Here is a 17,897-nt window from a genome sequence, read left to right as displayed (position 1 = left end):
CCTTTGGATCGGCTCTCTCACGGCTTGGAATCCGTGCGGGCGCACACACTCTAACAAGTGCGTGCGCTCGCACACAAGTGCCGATAGACTGGGTCCCGTGAGTAATGGCGATGTGCGACTAGAGGCCTGGCGGGCGCTGCTGCTCGCGCACAACACGGCTGTGCGAGCCATCGAGGCCGATGTACAGCGAGCCGGTACCGTGCCCCTCACCTGGTACGACGTGCTCCTGGAACTACGGGCCGCCGGGACCGGCGGGCTGCGCATGCAGGAGCTGTCCGACCGGGTGGTGCTCAGCCGCACCCGGGTCAGCCGCCTGGTCGACGAGATGGCCAAGAGCGGTCTGGTCCGCAAATGCCAGGACGCCACCGACAAACGCGTGGTCTGGGCCACCATCACCGAGGCTGGCCAGGACGCGCTGCGCGAGACCGCTCCCGCGTATCTGCGCGGCATCCACCGCCACTTCTCCGCCTACCTCACCGAGGAGGAGACGCACGTCCTCGCCTCCGCACTGCTGAAGGTGGCCCAGGGCGACCGCGCGGAGATCCGCTGGAGCTGAAACGATCGTTCCCTGAGGGCCAGCAACTCACCGCGCCGGGTGGGACGTTGTGCGCAGGCGGTGTCGCCGTCGCCGCGTTCAGAAGGCCGTGTGGGTGAACCAGTGGTCGAGCACCGTCAGGTCGCCCGAGATGCCGAAGGCGGTCTCCTTGTACGACCGCCGTCCGTAGAGCAGTAGCAGGAGGTCCGCCGCCTGCCCGCGTACCACTGCCTGTGCCTCGGTCGGCCCCTCGTCGGGTCCCGCTGGCGGCAGCAGGTGGAAACCGGTCGGCTCCAGCCGCATCCGCCACTCCTCGCTGACGCTGCCCGCGGGGTCCGCGCAGCGGAAGGCGATGGTCTCGCCGGTACCGCGCAGTTGCGCCACGGCGGGGGCGAACAGGCCCGCGTAGCGCAGGTTGACGAGGAACTCGTCCACGCCGTCCGCCGCCAGCACCGGGTCGATGTCCGACTCCCGGCCGACGGCACGTTCGGCGTCCACCCGGTGCACCAGCGTCTCGAACAGCATCCTGCGGGCCCAGAACCGCGCGTACTGGTCCTCACCCCAGGCCCACATCGCCGCATGGGGATCCGTTGCCCGCAGCACGGCGACCACCCCCGGAACGCCCGCGGCCACCCAGTCGGCGTACTCCTCCACACGTTCCGGCAGCCCCAGATCCACATCGCGGCTGCGCGGCGGCTCCTGCACCAGTTGGGTCAGCAGCGTGCAGAACCAGCGCTGCAGCGCTCCAACATGCCGGGTGAGATCGGCCAGCGTCCAGTCCGGGCACGAGGGCACGACGGTCGCGGGGTCGGCTGCTCCAACCACCTCGGCGAAGCGCAGCGTCTCCCGTTCGACGGCCTCCCGGTAGGTGTCGTACGGCAGGGGGTGCCCTGCCCGGCTCGTCGTCTCCATCAGCTGTCGCCTTTCTGGCCCCCGGCACGGATGCTGTCCGGGATCAGTGTGGAGGTTGGAGTCCACTCGAAGGCAAATCCGCGGCCGCCGACACCTGGCGCTCTTCCGTTGGTGTAGCGGTTTGCCTGGGATGGCCCGTGACCATGACGGGCAGGTCGGCCGTCGAGCCCGCGTCGGTGGTGGCCACGACCGATTCCGTCGGGGTAGGGCGGGACAGGTGAATGCGGTGGCGGGCGAGTGCCGCCAGGGTCAGATGGCCCTCGTATTCGGCGTCCGCCACGTGTCGGCGCGACAGATGCGGTTGCCACCACTCGCCCCCCGCGGCGTCCGCGGCTTGGCGCAGGTCCATCAGCGCTCCCACCAGACGGTGGCGGGCGCGGCCGAGTTCATGATGGGTGGCGGTGCGGTGGTCCGGTGGTGCGCAGCCGCGCCGGGTGGTGTCGGTTTCCAGCAGCCGCAGTGCCTCGGTGGTCGCTTCGGCCACCTTGGCAATGGCCGAGTGCACCCGATGGGTCGCCCGGCGGTTGGTGATCAGCAGACAGCACAGCACGCCGATCACGGCGCCGATGCAGGTGTCCTCCCACCGGTCGATGGCCAGTTCACGCGCGGGCTGCACCTTGGCGAGCTGCGCGACGATCAGTGCCAGCGGGGTGATGAAGGTGGTACCCAGCCAGTAGCTCCGGGCGATCGTCGCTTCCATACCGAGAAGACAGACGAGCGCGGCGGCCACCATGGCGGGGTGCCCCATCTCGACCACCGGAATCAACGCGGTGAAGAGCAGCACACCGAGGAAGGTGCCGAGGACGCGGTTGACCGCGCGGTGCCAGGACAGCGCGGCGTTCGCCTGGAACAACGACGCGGCGGTGACCACCGCCCAGTACGGTCGTCCCACGCCGATCGCCATGGACAGCCAGCCGCCCACGGCGCAGCCGACGAGGGTGCGCAGCCCCACGGGAAGCAGCGGTGAGCCGGGTTTGAGCGCGCCCAGCAGAGCGCGCCACGCCGGTCGTATGTGGGGCGTGGGGTGCGGCTGGCCACTGCTTGTCGCGGCGCTCGGGAGCTCGTCGGGGAGCGGCCGGTTCTGCCGCAACTTGCGTGCCCAGGAGGTGAGTCTGCGGGGTGCCGGACCGTCGGTCGGCATCGCCTCGGCCTGCAGCAGGGCGTGTTCCAGCTGGTGGCGGATGCGTGCGGCGGATGATCTCCGGTTGGACATCCGGGCCAGGGTGCGCCACGCGGCGTCCAGCATGGCCGTCGCCTCGTGCCGGGTGCGGGCCGGTGGGTCCTGGCCCGCCAGGGCCAGCCGGGCGGCCGCCTCCAGTGCACGCGCGCTGGCGATGCGTTCCGGCCCGTGCGGGCGGACCACGGCGGGGGCCATGCAGACCAGCCAGCCGAGGGTGGCGCCAAGGCAGGCGAGGCCCAAGTGGAAGGGAATGTCGGCGAGTTGCTGCGGGGCGAAGGAGAGGGCCGCGGTGAGGAAGGTGGGCACGATGTTGCCGGGCGGCCCGATGTGCGAGGCGTCGCAGGCGACCTTCTGCACCGCGGCCAGGACCGAGGCGACGGCCACCCGCACGGCGATCGAGTGGGTGAGCGCCGAGGTGGCCATGGCGACCCCCGCTCCGGCGATCATTCCGACCGCCAGGCCGAGGATGGTGCGGGCGCGCGCCGGGTAGGGCAGGCCATGGCCGTACAGGGCGCAGAAGGCGCCCGCGAGGCAGTAGACGGCCAGGTCCAGGCGGCCCAGTGCGAGGAGGGTCACCAGTACCGTGCCGATGGTGACCACGGCGCTCACCGCCGCCTTGTACCAGATGTCGGGCGCGTGCCCGATCCGGAAGAGGCCGCGCAGCGGGAGCCGCTGGATCGGGCTGCTGGGAGCGGACTTGGCGGCGTGCGCGGCGGGCACGCCATGGCGGGCGGCCGAGCTCTCAGCCATGCGTCGGACCGCTTCGCTCCGGGTGGCGTATGGCTGCTGCCCGTGCCGCACTGGTGCGTTCCGCGGGTATCCGCGGTCCGCGTGGTCTACGTGACGTTTCCATCGAACCCCCCCGCCGGGCAGCGGAGGTTGGTCGTCCGTCCGCTGCGCGGTTGATGTGGTGTCTGCGCTGTGTCTTCGTGCTGTGTCTTCGGGCTGTGTGTGTTCGGATCTGTCTTCGTGCTGTGTCTTCGTGCTGACTGTTGTGTGTTGCCTGCTGTGCGCTGGCTGCTTGTTGCTTGCTCGGTCGCTGTTGGGTGTTGGTTGCGTTGGCTGTTGCGTGTTGGCTGCTCGTGCGGATGCGGCGGCGGCCCTGCCCGGCCGCCGTGCCCCTCGATCCCATCACCAGGCCCGTGCCGGAGGGAAAGACCATCCGAGTCTGGTGCGATACCCGAGAGGTATCGCCGAAGCCGTGTTGAGGGCAGGTTGCCCAATGAGCCCAAAACCACCAAACGGCGCGCAACGACCGAGGATATGACGTTACGCAAAGGCAGTTGCATGCCACGGACCGGCGGTTTACGGTCCGCTGGCCGCCACTTCCGGGCGCGCAGAGGACTGGACCTACCCCCGAGGCCCCAAGCCGATGGAGCTGAGCACTGTCTGCCCCAGTGTTAGTTGTGTCGTTCGCCCTGCCGGTGGCCGTGGCCTGCGCGGTCGCGGTGTTCGCCGCCTGGTACCCGCGCGACGCTGGTGGATTGCCCAGCTCGTCGAGTTGGGCACTCGCCGACCGCTCGCTCGGGCCTTCGGCTACGTGCCTGCTCTTAACGGGGGTCGTCTACACCGCGTACACCTATCTCGCCATTCCCGGACTGGCCTCCACGGAAGGCGGCATGGCGTGCTACGCCATCGACTACACGGCGCTGCTGGGGCCGCTGGCCCTGACGATCCTGCCGCGGCTGCGCTCCTTGGCCGCTCGTCACTCGCTGGTGACCAGCGCCGATCTGGTCCGCGCCCGGTACGGCTCGCCGCTTCTGGCCACCGCGGCGGCGGCCACCGGACTGCTCGCCTCCATGCCCTATCTGGCGTTGCAGATGGTGGGGTCGCGCGCGCTGCTGGCCGCCGCGGGCCTGGGCCGACGGGGTGCCGCTGAGATCCTGTTCCTCGGGGCTCTGTGTCTGCTCTCGTCGATCGGCTCGCACCGGGCGGGCCTGCGGGCGCTCGCGAAGGTGGCCCCGGTCAAGGTCGTCTTCGTCGGTGTGGCACTGCTGCTCATCGTGGTCCTGGTGGCCACCAGGGAACACGGCGCCGCACGTCTGTTCCAGGGTGCCGCCGTCCAACTCGCCGGGCACGGCGGCAGTCTCGTGCCGTCCCCGCGGCACGCCAGCGCGTATGCGACGCTCGCCCTCGGTTCGGCTCTGGCGCTGCCGATGTATCCACAGGTGTTCACGGTGGTGCTGGCCGCCAGGGACTCCCGTGCACTCCGTGTGACCAGTGTCTTCCTTCCGTTGTGGGCCCTGTGGCTGGGGCTGTTCGCGATGGTGGGCCTGGCAGCCGTCGCCGAGGGGATTCACGTCACCCGGCTCAATGACGTGATGGCCGTCCCGCTCCTGATACGGCGGTTGGCGCCGGACTGGCTCGCCGGGCTGATCTTCGGGTCGCTCGCGGTGGGCGCCCTGCTTCCGGCCGCCGCGATGGCGATCGGCATGTCCCAACTGTTCGTGCGCAACGTCTACACCGAGTTCATCAACCCCGCCGCCACCCCCAAACACGAGGTCAAGGTCGCGCGTTGGACCGCTCTGGCGCTCAAGGTCGGTGCCGTGGCCTTCGCGCTGCTGGTCCGGCCGCAGGCCGCGGTGGACATGCACCTCCTCGGCGGGGTCTGGATCCTGCAGACCTTTCCGATGGTGATCGCCTCGTTGTTCACCGCCTGGTTCCATCCCGTGGCGCTGCTCGCCGGATGGGCCGCGGGGATGGGCGTCGGTACCGTGGCCTCCGACTTGCACGGCTTCCACTCCATCATCGTCCTCCACATATGGACGATTCGCCTCCCCTTGTATACGGCGTTACTGGGATTCATAGTCAATGTCGGCATCGCGCTGTCGCTCACCCCGATCCTGCGGTGGGCGGGGGTTCCCCGCGGCGCGGACGCCATAGCGGGCGGGGCCGTCGTTCCACGGCGGGAGCGTTTCCGGTTCATGCGCGTCACCTGACACCCACTCCGTTTCGAAGGGCGCACCACAGCATGGGAATCTTCGCTCCACGACCTGCCCACCAGGCCGGGCACGCCGCGCCCCGGATGCTGTACGGCGTCGCCACCGGCGAACGGGCCACCCCCGATGTCCGCGGGGGCAGAGCGTCGTCGGAGCCCGGTCGGTTACCGCGTGTCGACGAGCGCGAAGCGGCGCTCGCCGTCCTGTTCGAGCAGCACTACGAACGGCTTCTGCGGCTCGCCGTGCTCCTCGGAGCCGAGGGTGACGCGGAGGACATGGTCGCGGAGGCGTTCTGTGAACTCCACCGGCGGTGGTCCAAACTGCGCACCCCGGACGCGGCCGGAGGCTACCTGCGGACCACCGTGGTGAACCTGACCCGGATGCGCATCCGCCGCCGCCAGATCATGCGGCGCCATCTGGAGCCGCCGGACGAGGTCCAGTCGGCGGAACACTCGGTGCTGTTGCGGGACGACCAGCAAGCCGTCGTCAAGGCACTGAAGAAGTTACCGGTGCGGCAACGGGAAGCACTGGTTCTGCGATACTGGCTCGATCTCAAAGAGGCGGAGATCGCCACGGCGATGGGAATCTCCGCCGGTGCGGTCAAGTCGCACACCTCACGGGGGATGGCAGCACTGAAGAACGTCCTGAGAGGTGACAGCTCGTGAGCACGGACGAGGAAGTACGACTGCGTGACGCCCTGACGGGACTGGCCGACACTGTCCGCCCCGCCCCCGACGCCTTCCAGTTGGTCGAAGCACGGTGGCGGTGGCGGGAGTTGCGGCGCCGAGTGGTGCTCTCGGCGGTGGTGATCCTGATGGTCGCCGCCGTCACCCTGGCTGGTTTGTGGGCGCTCTCCCGTGGTGGTCAGGGCATCTGACCGGGAGTCGTCCGTCGAAGGCTGTGTGTTCCAACCCTTTCGTTTGACACGTTTCCGGCCACGCCCTTCACGCGTGTGCCAGAATGAGGACCACGTACGACGGTGACCGCGCTGCGGATCGTCCCGATCCAGCGAGCGCGCACGGCGCTTGAGCCACTGCCCTGGCCGCGCCCCTTCATCATCTGCTTCGCCGTCGTCGTCAGGGTTCGCGCGTGCGGCGCGCCCGTCCAAGGAGACATTCACCACCTCAACTCCCCGGTGGAAACCGCCCATAGGCCCCCACCGCCGCGCTGAGGTACGCACGAAAGGCACAGCCATGGCCGAAAGCCCCGTGCCCGGAACAACGGCCGAAGCCGAACCCGGACCGATCCCGGACCTTCCCCGCAAACGACGTCCCCGCTCCAGGAAGCCGAAGGCCATCGACGGGACGGAGCCGGAGCAACTGCTGGAGTACCTGCGCCTGATGCTGCTCATCCGTCGGTTCGAGGAGCGCGCGGCCCAGGCGTACACCCAGGCGAGGATCGGCGGTTACTGCCATCTCAACCTCGGTGAGGAGGCCACCGTCGTCGGTGTCACCCAGGCCATGGAGCCCACCGACTACCTCTTCACCAACTACCGTGAGCACGGCTACGCCCTCGGCCGCGGCATCGACCCGGGCCGTGCGATGGCCGAGCTCTACGGCCGCACCACCGGGGTCTCCAAAGGGTGGGGCGGTTCCATGCACATGTTCGACGCCCAGGCGCGGCTGATGGGCGGATACGGCATCGTCGGGGGGCAACTGCCGCTCGCCGTCGGCGCCGCGCTCGCCGTCTCCTACCGCGGATCCGCGGAGGCCGTGGTCTGCCACATGGGCGACGGCACGACCAACATCGGGGCGTTCCACGAGTCGCTCAACCTGGCCTCGCTGTGGGACCTGCCCGTGGTGTTCGTGGTCGTCAACAACCAGCTGGGGATGGGCACTTCGGTCGAGCAGTCCTGCGCCGAGCCCGAACTGCACCGGCGGGCCGCCGCGTACCGGATGGCCGGTGTGCGGGTCGACGGGACCGATGTGCTGGCGGTGCGCGACGCCGTACGGGAGGCGCTGTGCGTGGCCCGGCGGGAGCAGCGGCCGACGCTCGTGGAGGCGGTGAGCAGTCGGCTGCGCGGCCATTCGGTGGTGGACCCGGCGCGGTACCGCACCCCGCAGGAGGCCGACGCGGCACAGCGCGAGGACCCGCTACCGCGCTTCCAGCACCGGCTGCGGGAGGCCGGAGTGCTCGACGACCGCACGCTCGCCGATCTGCAGTCCGCCGTCGCCGCGGAGGTGACCCGGGCCGCGGCGTTCGCCGAGGAGAGCCCGCACCCCCAGGTGGCATCGCTGTTCGACCATACCTATGCCACCGCGGTGGCGAACGAGTCCCGTCGGCTGCCCGCCGACGCCCTCTTCGACGTGGAGGCACCGGCATGCCAGTGATGACCTACCGCCAGGCGCTGCGCGAGACGCTCCGCGAGGAGCTCCAGCGGGACCCGGACGTCCTGCTGATCGGCGAGGAGATCGGGGCCTTCGAGGGCTCCTACAAGATCACCGAGGGGCTGCTGAAGGAGTTCGGTCCGCGCCGGGTGCGGGACACTCCCATCGCCGAGGAGGGGTTCGTGGGTGCCGCGATCGGCGCCGCCATGTTGGGCCTGCGCCCCATCGTGGAGATCATGACGATCAACTTCTCGTTGCTCGCGCTCGACCAGATCGTCAACCACGCGGCCAAGATCTACGGCATGTTCGGCGGACAGACCAGCGTGCCCCTGGTCATCAGGACGCCGGGCGGCGGCGGCCAGCAGTTGGGGGCCACGCACTCGCAGAACATCGAGCTGTACTACTCCTTCGTCCCGGGTCTGAAGGTGCTGGCCCCCAGCACCCCGGCGGAGGCGGCGGCCATGCTCCGGGCCGCGGTGCGGGACGACGATCCGGTACTGCTGCTGGAGAACCTCGGGCTGTACAACTCCCGTGGCCAGGTCCCGGACACCGCGGAGGTCGCCGAGATCGGCCGGGCGGCCGTGGTCCGTCCGGGGCGCGACCTGACCCTGATCGGCTACTCCCGGATGGTCTCGGTGGCGCTGCAGGTCGCCGAGCGGTTCGCCGAGTCGGGTGTGGAGATCGAGGTGGTCGACCTGCGCAGCCTGCGTCCGCTGGACCGGGCGACGCTGGTGGAGTCGGTGCGTCGCACCGGCTGTGCCGTGGTGGCCGAGGACGACTGGCTCACCTACGGCATCGGTGCGGAGATCGCCGCGACGATCCAGGAGGGCGCCTTCGACCACCTGGACGCGCCGGTGCGCCGGGTGGCCATGGCCGAGGTCCCGCTGCCGTACGCCAAGCCGCTTGAGCTCGCCGCCCTCCCCAACGTCACCGACCTGGCCACCGTCGTCGAGCAGACCCTGCGCGCCACCCGGCGCGTAGGCGCGTAGGAGCCCGCCATGACCGAGATTCTGATGCCGCGTCTGTCCGACACCATGGAGGAGGGCGTGATCGCCACCTGGCACAAGCGGCCAGGTGACGAAGTGGCCGTCGGTGACGTCCTGGTGGACATCGAGACCGACAAGGCGCTGATGGAGCACACCTCCTACGAGGCCGGGACCCTGGTCAGGATCCTCGCCGAGGAGGGGGCCACCGTGTCGATCGGCGCGCCGATCGGCATCCTGCGTACCGGGGACGACGGTGACGACGCCTCAGGCGAGCCGACGGCCGACGCGGCCACGGCTGCCGACGCGCCCGAGCCCGCTGCTGTGGCGCCCGAGCCCGCGCCCGCCCCTGTGACGGCGCCTGAGCCCGTGCCGGTTGGGATCCGCAGTTCGCCGCTGGCCCGCCGACTGGCTCGGGAACACGGGCTCGACATCGCGGCCGTCTCCGGTACCGGACCCGGTGGGCGGGTCGTCCGAGCCGACATCGAGCGGGCGATCAAGACGGCGGCCGCTGCCGCGCGGGCCGCCGAGCCGACCGTGCCGTCGGCCCCGCCCGCCGCGACGCCGCCGACCGCGCCCGCCCCGCAGGACGTACGCCGGCCGCGGGAGGTGGAGTTGGGGCGGCTGCGCAAGGTCGCGGCGGCGCGGCTGGTGCAGAGCAAACAACAGGCCCCCCACTTCTATCTGCGGCGCTCCGTCGACGCCGAGTCCCTGCTGGCCTTCCGCGCGGACGCCAATTGCGCACTGCGGCAGGCGGGGGTCAAGGTCAGCGTCAACGACCTGGTCATCAAGGCCTGCGCCACGGCACTGCGACGCCACCCCGAGGTCAACGCCTCCTACGCCGACGACCGGTTGTGGTGGCACGACGCCGTGCACATCGGGTTCGCCGCGGCGACCGACCGGGGCCTGCTGGTGCCCGTCATCCATGACGCGGACCGGATGAGCGTCTCCAGCGTCGCGACGGCCAGCCGCGCCCTCGCCGAAGCCGCCCGCGCGGGGACGGTGAGCGCCGACCAGTTGAGCGGCGGAACGTTCACCGTGAGCAATCTCGGTATGTACGGTGTCGACGAGTTCGCCGCCGTGGTCAATCCCCCGCAGGCCGCGATCCTGGCGGTCGGCGCGCTCAGGGAACGTGCCGTGGTCCGCGACGGGGCACTGGCGGTGCGGAACACGGTGGAGCTCTGCCTCTCCATCGACCACAGGGTCTGCGACGGGGCGACGGGCGCGGCCTTCCTCTCCACGCTGGCCGAGTTGTTGGAGAACCCGCTGATGCTGGCGGTCTGACCGCCCCGGAAGCGCCCGGGCAGCGAATATCGCGACCCCGCCGCCCGGGCGAATTCCGGCCTTTTCCCACGCACAAATAAATTCGATCGCACCCCTCCAGTTGCTCTGCCCTCCGTTTCCGTTTACACGCGTTTCGCGTGATCTGAATCACATGGCCATTAAGGGGCTGTGCCGGGTAGCTTCCCAGGCATTGCGATGATGTCCGAAGTCGCGGAGTTGGGGGAATCCTTTGATGGCGGGCAATCAGATCAGAATCCTGGGCTCACTCGAAGTCGAATTCGCCGGGGAGGTCTTCGCCGTCTCCGGCGCCCGGCAGCAGACCCTGCTGACCATGCTGGTGCTCCACGCGAACGAGGTGGTCCCCGTACCGCGCCTGGTGGAGGCGATGTGGGACGACGCACCGCCCTCCTCGGCCATGACCCAGGTGCGCATCTGCGTGTCGCGCCTGCGGCGCCTGTTCGCCAGGAAGGGCATGGCCCACGCGATCCGCACCCGTCCGTCCGGCTACCTGTTGCGGATCGACGACGACGGGTCGGACCTCGCCAGGTTCGAGCGGCTGATGGCACGCAGCCGTGCCGAGGCCCGCGCCGGACGGGTCGACGAGGCGGCCGGGTTGGTGCGCGCCGCCCTGGCGCTGTGGCGCGGCCCCGCCGCCGGTGACCTGGAAAGCCCACTGGTGCAGGCGACCGCGGCCCGCGTCAACGAGGAGCGCCTCACCGCGCTTGAGGAGTACTTCGACCTGGAGTTGGGGCGCGGTCGGCACCGGGCGATCATCGGGGAGCTGTTCACGCAGGTGGCCGCCCACCCGTTCCGCGAGCACCTCACCGCCCAACTGATGCTCGCGCTCTACCGCTCGGGCCGCCAGGCGGAGGCACTCGACGCGTACCAGGGGCTGCGCCGCCGACTGGACCGCGAACTCGGCATCGAACCCGGTACCGCGCTGCGCGGCCTACAGGACTCGATCCTCGCCCAGGACTCGGCACTGGCCGCGGCGCCGGACGCGCCCCGGCCACCGCGGCACCCGGCCGAGACGGTGCCCGCGCAGCGCTCCAAGCCGCTTATGACCCGGCGGCCGTCGTGGGACCGATACGGCGCCCGGCTGCAGCAGTTGGAGCGGGAGAACGCCATGCTGCGGGCGGAGAGCGCGGCCTACCGGCGAATCCTCGATGTCTCCGCCGACGTCCACCGGACCACCGACCCCCGCGGTCGCACCGCCGCCGCGTGCGGGCGGCACGCTGACGCCTCCTGAACGACGCGGCGCCCCGCGGGCCGCGCGTTGACGCCCGCCGCACCATCCGGCTGCCGCGCGGCAGCCTCCATCTTCCCTCCGGCGATACCGATAAGCCGATACCGATACGGAGAACCCATGGAACTCGCAATCGTCGGTGCCGGTGCCGCGGCGGCATGCCTGCTGGACACCCTGTCCAGGCAGCGGACCGCCCCCGACCGGCTGCTCGTGCTCGACCCCGGCCCGTACCGCTGGCGCGGACGGCCCTACCAGAAGGACCTGGACGAGGTCAGGGTGAACCTGCCGCCGCAGCAGATGTCCGCCCGGCACGGCGACGACACCCACTTCGCGAAGTGGCTGGAATCCGGCCCGCACGGCGGGGACCGGTACCTCGACGAACTCCTCGGCCGCCCCCTGCCGCCGCGCTGGGTCTACGGCGAATACCTGGCGGAGACGGCGGAAGCGGCGCTGGCGACGCTGCGGAGCCGGGGCTGCGTGGTCGAGTTGGTGCGCGCTCGGGTCACCGAGGTGACCCCCGCCGGTCGGCTACAGCTGCGTACCGCCGACGGCGACGAGTACCAGGTCGACCGCGCCGCCCTGTGCGTGGGTTCCGGCAGCCCCCGCGACCTGTACGGCCTCACCGAGGCGCCGGGGTTCGTCCTCGACCCGTACCCGCTGGCCGAGACGGTGCGCTCGGTCGGCGCCGATGACGATGTCGCGGTCATCGGCAGCGGTCTGACCGCGGTCGACGTGGTCGTCGCCCTGGCCGCCCGCGGGCACCGCGGGCGCGTCCGGCTGCTCTCCCGGCGCGGTGTGCTTCCCTTCGTCCAGCAGCGCGGATTCCCTTTCCAGCCACGCCACTTGACGCGGGACCGGCTGCTGGCGCTCGCCGAGGAGCGCGGACCGCTGGGCCTGGACCACCTGATGCCGTTGTTCCGCGCCGAGTTGGCCGGACTCGGTGAGGAACTCCAGCCGCTGGCCGCCGAGATCGCCGCCACCGAAACCGAGCCGCCGGTGGACCGGCTGCGCCGCCAGTTGGCCGAGGTCGACTCCGAGCAGCGGGCCCGCCGGGTGCTGGTGCGGCTGATCCGCGCACTCGGACCGCTGGCGCTGCGACTGCTCGCCGAACGGGACCGCAAGGAGCTGCAGGAGGTGCACTTCCGGACCGTGTCCAGCCTCTGCTCCCCCATGGTGCCGGTCAACGCCTCGGTCCTGCTTGGGCTTTGCGACCGCGGGCGGTTGGAGCTGGTGCAGGGGGTGCGAAGGATCGTGCCGCGGGCGGACCGCGGGTTCAGCGTCGACGTCGGCGACATGGAGTTCGGCGCCGACGTGGTGGTCAACGCGGTCAACTCACCGCCCTACGCCGCGCCGGAGTCGGCCACCGCGGTGCTGCGGTCGCTGGTCGGTGCGGGCGCCGCGGAGTTCCATCAGGACGGCGGTCTGCACACCGAGCCGGGTACCGGCCGTCTCGTCGTCGGCGGCCGCCCCGACCACCGGCTGTACGCCCTCGGCGACATCGCGGGCGCCAACTTGTTCATCACCTCCAGCATCGCCGGTCTGGTCGCCCAGACGGCGGGCATCGCCGCGGCGGTGATGGCCTCGTGACCGACCGTCCGAGCGCTGATCCACCGACCGTAGACTGCGAGCATGTCTGACGGGGTCGAGCTGCGTGAGCTGCGGTATTTCCGCGCGGTTGCTGAGGAGTTGAACTTCACCCGCGCCGCCGAACGGCTCGGCATCGCCCAGCCGCCGCTCTCCCGGACGATCCGGGCGATGGAGCGGCGGCTGGGCGTCCGGCTGCTGGACCGCAGCAGCCACGGCACGGAGTTGACGGCGGCCGGGGCCGTGCTCCTGGAACAGGCGCGGCTGGTGCTCACCGCCGCGGACGCCGCGGTGCAGCGCACGGTACGGGCGGGCCGGGTCGAACCTCGGCTGGTGATCGCCGCCCAGCCCTCCGGTCACGGCGGCCTGCTGCAACGGCTGGTCGACCAGTACCACAGCTCCGGTGTCTGGCCTTCGGCCGAGGTGGCACTGGGCGGTTGGGGCGCGCCGACCGCGATGCTGCGCGAGGGGCGCGCGGATGTCGCCCTGCTGCGCGACCCGTTCGATCCGCAGGGACTCGACTTCGAGGTGGTCGCGACCGAACCACGGGTGGCTGTACTCCCGCACACGCACCGGCTAATTGCCGCGAAGCTGCTGTGCCGTCAGGACCTGGCGGGAGAGCCGGTTCCCCGCTGGCGGTCGGAAGGGCACCGGGAGGCCGCGTACCGGGCGGCCGTGGACCACCTGCCGCCCGAGCACCCGCTGCCGCCGGGGCCGGAGGTCAACAACCTGATGGAGCTGCTGGAGATGGTGGCGCTCGGACAGGGCGTCGCCTTCCTGTCCGAGTCCACGGCCGCGCAGCACCGGCGCGCCGACCTGGTGCACGTACCGGTGAGCGACATCAGTCCGAGCCGGATCTACGTGGCCTGGCCGCAGGGCTCCCGCTCTCCGGCGGTCGCGGCCTTCGTGCGGTGCTGCCTGCAGGAGGAGGAGTGGCCCACCGACTGAGCGGAGCCGGTCATCCGCCGTCGGCGGAGTGCGGCGGCACCGAACCAGCCGTCAGCCGCGGGCTGCGATATGGAGATCCGACGGAAGGGCTTAACGCACCTGCTGCCACACCGCGGTGGCCCAGAAGCACACCATCGGCGCCGTGCCCATGGCGGCCGCCAGCCGCCCTCGGGCGGCCGTGAACCGCCAACTCGCGGCCCACCACAAGCCGATCGGCAGCGACACCGTCGTCATGACCGACAACTCCAGTGGCGTGACCGCCAGTTGGCCGTGCGGCGTGGTGAGGCTCCGCAGCCGCAGCACGGCGAACCAGCCCCCGGTGACGAGGGCGGGAGACCACAGCCACCGGGGCAGCCGCCCGGCCCATCCCAGCAGCCGCCCGGGACACCCCAGCAGGAGCAGCGACGGGGCGACGCAGCACAGCACAACGGTCTGTAGCGCCCGGGCACGCGGGTCCAGCGGCGCGTACTCGGCGATCCCGCTCATGGTAGCCAGCGCCACCAGGGCCGTTCCTCCGTACCAGCAGCAGGCACGCCCGAGGGATCCGTGTCCGGCGCGGACCGCCAGCGCGACCAGGCAGGCGCAGATCAGCGCGGCCGGAGCGTCCAGGTGCCAGCGGCTGGCCAGTTGGCCCACCGTCATCGGCGGCGGCACCGTTCCCGTCGCGGCCGCGGCAGGCGGCGCCGTACGGGCGAGCACATCGGCCGCCGCCAGCGCGACGGCCATCAGCCCCACCTCCGTCGCCGCCCAGCGCAGGAAGCCGAGGGGCGCACGGCGCTCCAGCAGGGGCAGGGTGCGCCGCCGATGGTGGTGACCGCACCAGCCGAGCGCCACGAACAGCGCTCCCTTGACCAGGAGTAGCCGCCCGTACCAGGTCGTGGCCAGCTGCCCGCTGGAGCTGATCCAGCAGAGCGCGGCCAGCGCTCCGCCGACTCCCGCGGCCAGGTAACACCACGCGGCGAGCTGCCCGAAGCGCCGGGCAGCACCGGCAAGGTCCGGACCGCCGCGCATGCCGTACCCGAGCAGGGCCAGCAGGCCGCCGACCCACGGCACCACCGCGAACAGGTGGGCCGTCAGCAGGAGTTGGGAGACCAGGGGCCGTGTGGTGGTGTTGGCGTGCCCGGCGAGCGCGGGTGCCGCGAGCACGATCAGGACCGGTGCGCACAGGGCGGTGGCGCCTCGCCGGGCACAGCGCGGCGCGAGGACCGCCACCAGGCAGGCGGTCACGGCCTCCAGCAGCACCGCCTGGGTGCGCGGCTGGGATGACAGCGTGCCGGTGGACAGGGCGAGTGGCACGGCCCGCCACCAGGCCACGCCCAGCAGTTCCGCGGCGGTGCCCACCAGGACCAGCGCGCTCGACGCGGCCCACACAACGGCCGCTCGCGAGGCCGTACGCACCCCGATCCGCCACCCCACCGCCGCAACATCGGCGGGGAGCAGCACCGCCGTCAGCAGCAGTCCGCCGAACGCGGTGGCGCCGGAGAGCTGCGCGCACAGCGTCGCGCCCACCGACAACCGTGCGCCGGTGCTACCCGGGAGCCCGGCGGCAGCCAGCACCGCCACGGCGAGCCCGCCGGACAGCGCGGTCAGCGCGCGGCGGCGGGACCGGCTCACCGCCGCCGCACCCGCCGCGCCGTCCCCCACGCGAGGCCGCCGACCACCACGACGGCGGCCGCCCCCAGCACACCGGGCAGACCGGCTGCCGCGTGCGACTCCCGCCGCGCGGTGGGCCGTCCGCAACTCCGGGAGGGCGCGGCCGTGCCGTGGGCGCTCGCGGCCACGGTGAAGGGGATCGCCGAGTGGACCACATGCCCGTCGTCGGAGACCACCCGGTAGTCGATCCGGTACGCCCCCGCTGGCAGGCCGGGGCCGACCGCCTGGGTCACCGTGCCCCCGCGCACCCGTGGCCTGCCGGCCTGGCACCGGTCCGATCGTTCGTCAAGGAGGCTCACCTGGACCAGCGCCGGGTCAAGGCTCTCATCGAAGACGAGGGTGACAGCGGTGGGCGGTGCCACGGTCGCGCCAGCGGCGGGGACGCTGCCCAGCAGCGCGGTGTGGGCCGAGGCCGGGGTGCTGGAGAGCATCGACGCGACCGCGGCCGCCGCGATCGCGGCGGGCCATCGGTATCGGCGGGCGTCCATGGTGTGTCCCCTTTCCACAGCCCTCGTCCTTCTTTGGCGAGCGGGGCTTCCCGCGGCCCCCGGCCGAGGCTAGGCAACGGCCGTATCGCCGCCGTATCCATGCCGTTCGGTGCCGACGACACCGCGATACGGCACGGATACGGCGTTGATATCCGGCGGGCGGCAAGGTGATCGCCGCGGGTGCGTGCCGCTCGGCCCGCTGACGAGACAAGGGAGGCTGTCGATGAAGCGACGCGATGCCGTGAAGCTCGCTATCGGCTCGACCGCCGCCGCGGCGCTCAGCGCGGTCGGTGTCGCGGCGGGCGAGGAGTTCGGCTTCGGCGGCGCCGACCGGGACGAGTACGTGGAGGAGTACCGGGGACGCAGGATCCAGATCGTCCGCGCCGGGGAACTCCCCGAGGTCTATATCGACGGGCGGCAGTTGCACCTGATGCGTCTGGACGAAGGGCGCTATCTGAGCGCCATGTGCCACTACGAGTTCTGCCCGACCCCGCTGGCCGCGGCCCGCAAGGCGGTTGAGGAGCTGCGCGGGGCGAATCTCATCCCCCTCGGCCATTCCGCGCACACCTGACGACCGCCCTGGACCGCACTGGAGGAGCAGGATGGGATCCGCACGCAAGAAGCACGATCTGGACCCCCTACCGCAGACCCCGCCGCTGCCCGGGGAGCCCGTGCCGCTGCCCCGGGGCGGCCGGGCGGCCAGGCTGGCGCGGCTGGCGCGGATCCCCGGGGCCGCGGTGGCGGGCGAAGCCCTGATCAGCGCCCATGAGTTGTGGCGGTCCCGCCGGTCGTCGAACGACGACGGCGCCGCCACGGCGCCACGGCGGCGCGAACCGGCCGGTTCGGTGCGCAAGAACCATCTCGCGATGACCGCGCAGGAGCGCCGCCGCTTCATCCAGGCGGTGCTGGAGATCAAACGGCGGGGCAGCTACGACGAGTTGGTGGCGCTCCATGTGGCGATGAACGCCACCGACTTCCGCAACAAGGAGTCGGGGGTCCGGATCGGCCACATCAGCCCTGGGTTCCTGCCGTGGCACCGTCAGTTCCTGCTGGAGTTCGAGCGGGAGTTGCAGAGCGTCGATCCCACCGTGTCCGTGCCGTACTGGGACTGGACCACCGACCAGGCCCTCGACTCACCGCTGTGGGCGGACGACTTCATGGGCGGCAACGGCCGCAAGGGCGACCGCATGGTGGTCACCGGGCCGTTCGCCCACGCCAACGGCTGGCGGATCAACACCAGTGTGGTACCGCAGGGCGTTCCCGCCCTCAACGGGCACTACTCGGTGGACGACCGCCGCTTCCTCACCCGGGACCTGGGCGCCAACATCGACCGGCTGCCCACCGCCCGTGAGTTGGAGGACACCCTGGCGTTGAAGGTGTACGACTCGGAGCCGTTCAACCATCTGGCGGGCGGCGAGGCCCCGTTCCACAGCTTCCGCAACCATCTGGAGGGTTATGTCACCTTCCCGTGGGAGCCGAGGACCGCCAAGCTGCACAGCCGCGGTCATCGTTGGTCCGGCGGCCACATGGGATACATCGCCTCCCCCAACGACCCGCTGTTCTTCCTCCACCACTGCTTCATCGACCGATGCTGGGCGGTGTGGCAGCAGCGCCACCCGCACGTTCCGCACTACCTTCCGGTCGAGGAGACCGACGAGGTACCGGGGTTGCACACCCCGATGGAGCCCTGGCGGACGATGACCCCGGCGGACGTGGTGGACCACACCGCCTTCTACACCTACGACTCCTGAGCCGCTTCACCACTGAGGTGTCAGGGCTGCCGGTGGCCAGGTGAACGCCGGTCGCCCCGGGCGTCCC

General features: G+C 71.3%; 16 protein-coding genes. 12 read left to right on the top strand and 4 right to left on the bottom strand.

Features of this window, described 5'->3' with window-relative positions; genetic code table 11:
* Nucleotides 1-97: 97 nt before the first annotated feature.
* On the top strand, nt 98-556 hold the full coding sequence (locus NON19_RS05400; RefSeq protein ID WP_255925458.1) for a MarR family winged helix-turn-helix transcriptional regulator: 459 nt from the start codon (nt 98-100) through the stop codon (nt 554-556).
* A gap of 78 nt (nt 557-634) precedes the next feature.
* Here the strand turns inward: NON19_RS05400 and NON19_RS05395 are convergent, their stop codons facing one another.
* Together NON19_RS05395 and NON19_RS05390 are read right to left on the bottom strand one after the other, a co-directional pair.
* Complete coding sequence (locus tag NON19_RS05395; protein WP_255925457.1) at nt 635-1,447, bottom strand: maleylpyruvate isomerase family mycothiol-dependent enzyme; 813 nt, start codon at nt 1,445-1,447, stop codon at nt 635-637.
* A 43-nt stretch (nt 1,448-1,490) separates the two neighbouring features.
* Nucleotides 1,491-3,377 (bottom strand): FUSC family protein, encoded by a 1,887-nt coding sequence (locus NON19_RS05390; RefSeq protein WP_255925456.1) that lies wholly within the window; start codon nt 3,375-3,377, stop codon nt 1,491-1,493.
* 647 nt (nt 3,378-4,024) lie between these two features.
* Here NON19_RS05390 and NON19_RS05385 point away from each other — a divergent pair.
* The 9 genes from NON19_RS05385 (at nt 4,025) to NON19_RS05345 (ending at nt 13,938) form a co-directional block, all read left to right on the top strand.
* Complete coding sequence (locus tag NON19_RS05385; RefSeq protein ID WP_255925455.1) at nt 4,025-5,566, top strand: sodium:solute symporter family protein; 1,542 nt, start codon at nt 4,025-4,027, stop codon at nt 5,564-5,566.
* 32 nt (nt 5,567-5,598) lie between these two features.
* Nucleotides 5,599-6,231, top strand: a complete 633-nt coding sequence (locus NON19_RS05380) for an RNA polymerase sigma factor (RefSeq protein ID WP_255925454.1) — start codon at nt 5,599-5,601, stop codon at nt 6,229-6,231.
* Nucleotides 6,228-6,443, top strand: a complete 216-nt coding sequence (locus NON19_RS05375; protein ID WP_255925453.1) for a hypothetical protein — start codon at nt 6,228-6,230, stop codon at nt 6,441-6,443. Before NON19_RS05380 ends, NON19_RS05375 begins: the two co-directional genes overlap by 4 nt.
* Before the next feature lie 316 nt (nt 6,444-6,759).
* Nucleotides 6,760-7,896, top strand: a complete 1,137-nt coding sequence (gene pdhA, locus NON19_RS05370) for a pyruvate dehydrogenase (acetyl-transferring) E1 component subunit alpha (RefSeq protein ID WP_255925452.1) — start codon at nt 6,760-6,762, stop codon at nt 7,894-7,896.
* Nucleotides 7,887-8,882, top strand: coding sequence for an alpha-ketoacid dehydrogenase subunit beta (locus tag NON19_RS05365; protein ID WP_255925451.1), 996 nt, complete (start codon nt 7,887-7,889; stop codon nt 8,880-8,882). Before pdhA ends, NON19_RS05365 begins: the two co-directional genes overlap by 10 nt.
* Before the next feature lie 9 nt (nt 8,883-8,891).
* On the top strand, nt 8,892-10,160 hold the full coding sequence (locus tag NON19_RS05360; protein ID WP_255925450.1) for a dihydrolipoamide acetyltransferase family protein: 1,269 nt from the start codon (nt 8,892-8,894) through the stop codon (nt 10,158-10,160).
* Nucleotides 10,161-10,392: 232 nt separating this feature from the next.
* Nucleotides 10,393-11,409 carry an AfsR/SARP family transcriptional regulator gene (locus tag NON19_RS05355; RefSeq protein ID WP_255925449.1) on the top strand — a complete coding sequence of 339 codons (1,017 nt, stop codon included), beginning with the start codon at nt 10,393-10,395 and terminating at the stop codon, nt 11,407-11,409.
* A gap of 117 nt (nt 11,410-11,526) precedes the next feature.
* Nucleotides 11,527-12,993 (top strand): FAD/NAD(P)-binding protein, encoded by a 1,467-nt coding sequence (locus NON19_RS05350; RefSeq protein ID WP_255925448.1) that lies wholly within the window; start codon nt 11,527-11,529, stop codon nt 12,991-12,993.
* A 42-nt stretch (nt 12,994-13,035) separates the two neighbouring features.
* On the top strand, nt 13,036-13,938 hold the full coding sequence (locus NON19_RS05345) for a LysR family transcriptional regulator (RefSeq protein ID WP_255925447.1): 903 nt from the start codon (nt 13,036-13,038) through the stop codon (nt 13,936-13,938).
* Between the two features lie 90 nt (nt 13,939-14,028).
* Here NON19_RS05345 and NON19_RS33310 read toward each other — a convergent pair whose 3' ends face one another.
* Together NON19_RS33310 and NON19_RS05335 are read right to left on the bottom strand one after the other, a co-directional pair.
* Nucleotides 14,029-15,552: a CopD family protein gene (locus NON19_RS33310; RefSeq protein WP_255925446.1), complete on the bottom strand. Its 1,524-nt coding sequence runs from the start codon at nt 15,550-15,552 to the stop codon at nt 14,029-14,031.
* The gene (locus NON19_RS05335) at nt 15,549-16,079 is read right to left on the bottom strand and encodes a copper resistance CopC family protein (protein WP_255925445.1); all 531 of its coding nucleotides are present in this window, start codon (nt 16,077-16,079) and stop codon (nt 15,549-15,551) included. Before NON19_RS05335 ends, NON19_RS33310 begins: the two co-directional genes overlap by 4 nt.
* Before the next feature lie 223 nt (nt 16,080-16,302).
* Between NON19_RS05335 and NON19_RS05330 the strand changes: the two genes are divergently transcribed.
* Both NON19_RS05330 and NON19_RS05325 read left to right on the top strand, forming a co-directional pair.
* Nucleotides 16,303-16,650: a tyrosinase family oxidase copper chaperone gene (locus NON19_RS05330; protein ID WP_255925444.1), complete on the top strand. Its 348-nt coding sequence runs from the start codon at nt 16,303-16,305 to the stop codon at nt 16,648-16,650.
* 31 nt (nt 16,651-16,681) lie between these two features.
* Nucleotides 16,682-17,830 carry a tyrosinase family protein gene (locus tag NON19_RS05325; protein ID WP_308213652.1) on the top strand — a complete coding sequence of 383 codons (1,149 nt, stop codon included), beginning with the start codon at nt 16,682-16,684 and terminating at the stop codon, nt 17,828-17,830.
* Nucleotides 17,831-17,897: the final 67 nt, after the last annotated feature.

The sequence above is a fragment of the Streptantibioticus rubrisoli genome, from assembly GCF_024436055.1.
GTDB classification, from domain to species: domain Bacteria; phylum Actinomycetota; class Actinomycetes; order Streptomycetales; family Streptomycetaceae; genus Streptantibioticus_A; species Streptantibioticus_A rubrisoli.
The sequence above is the reverse complement of the archived record's forward strand: the minus strand, read 5'-3'. Positions and strand labels throughout refer to the sequence as shown.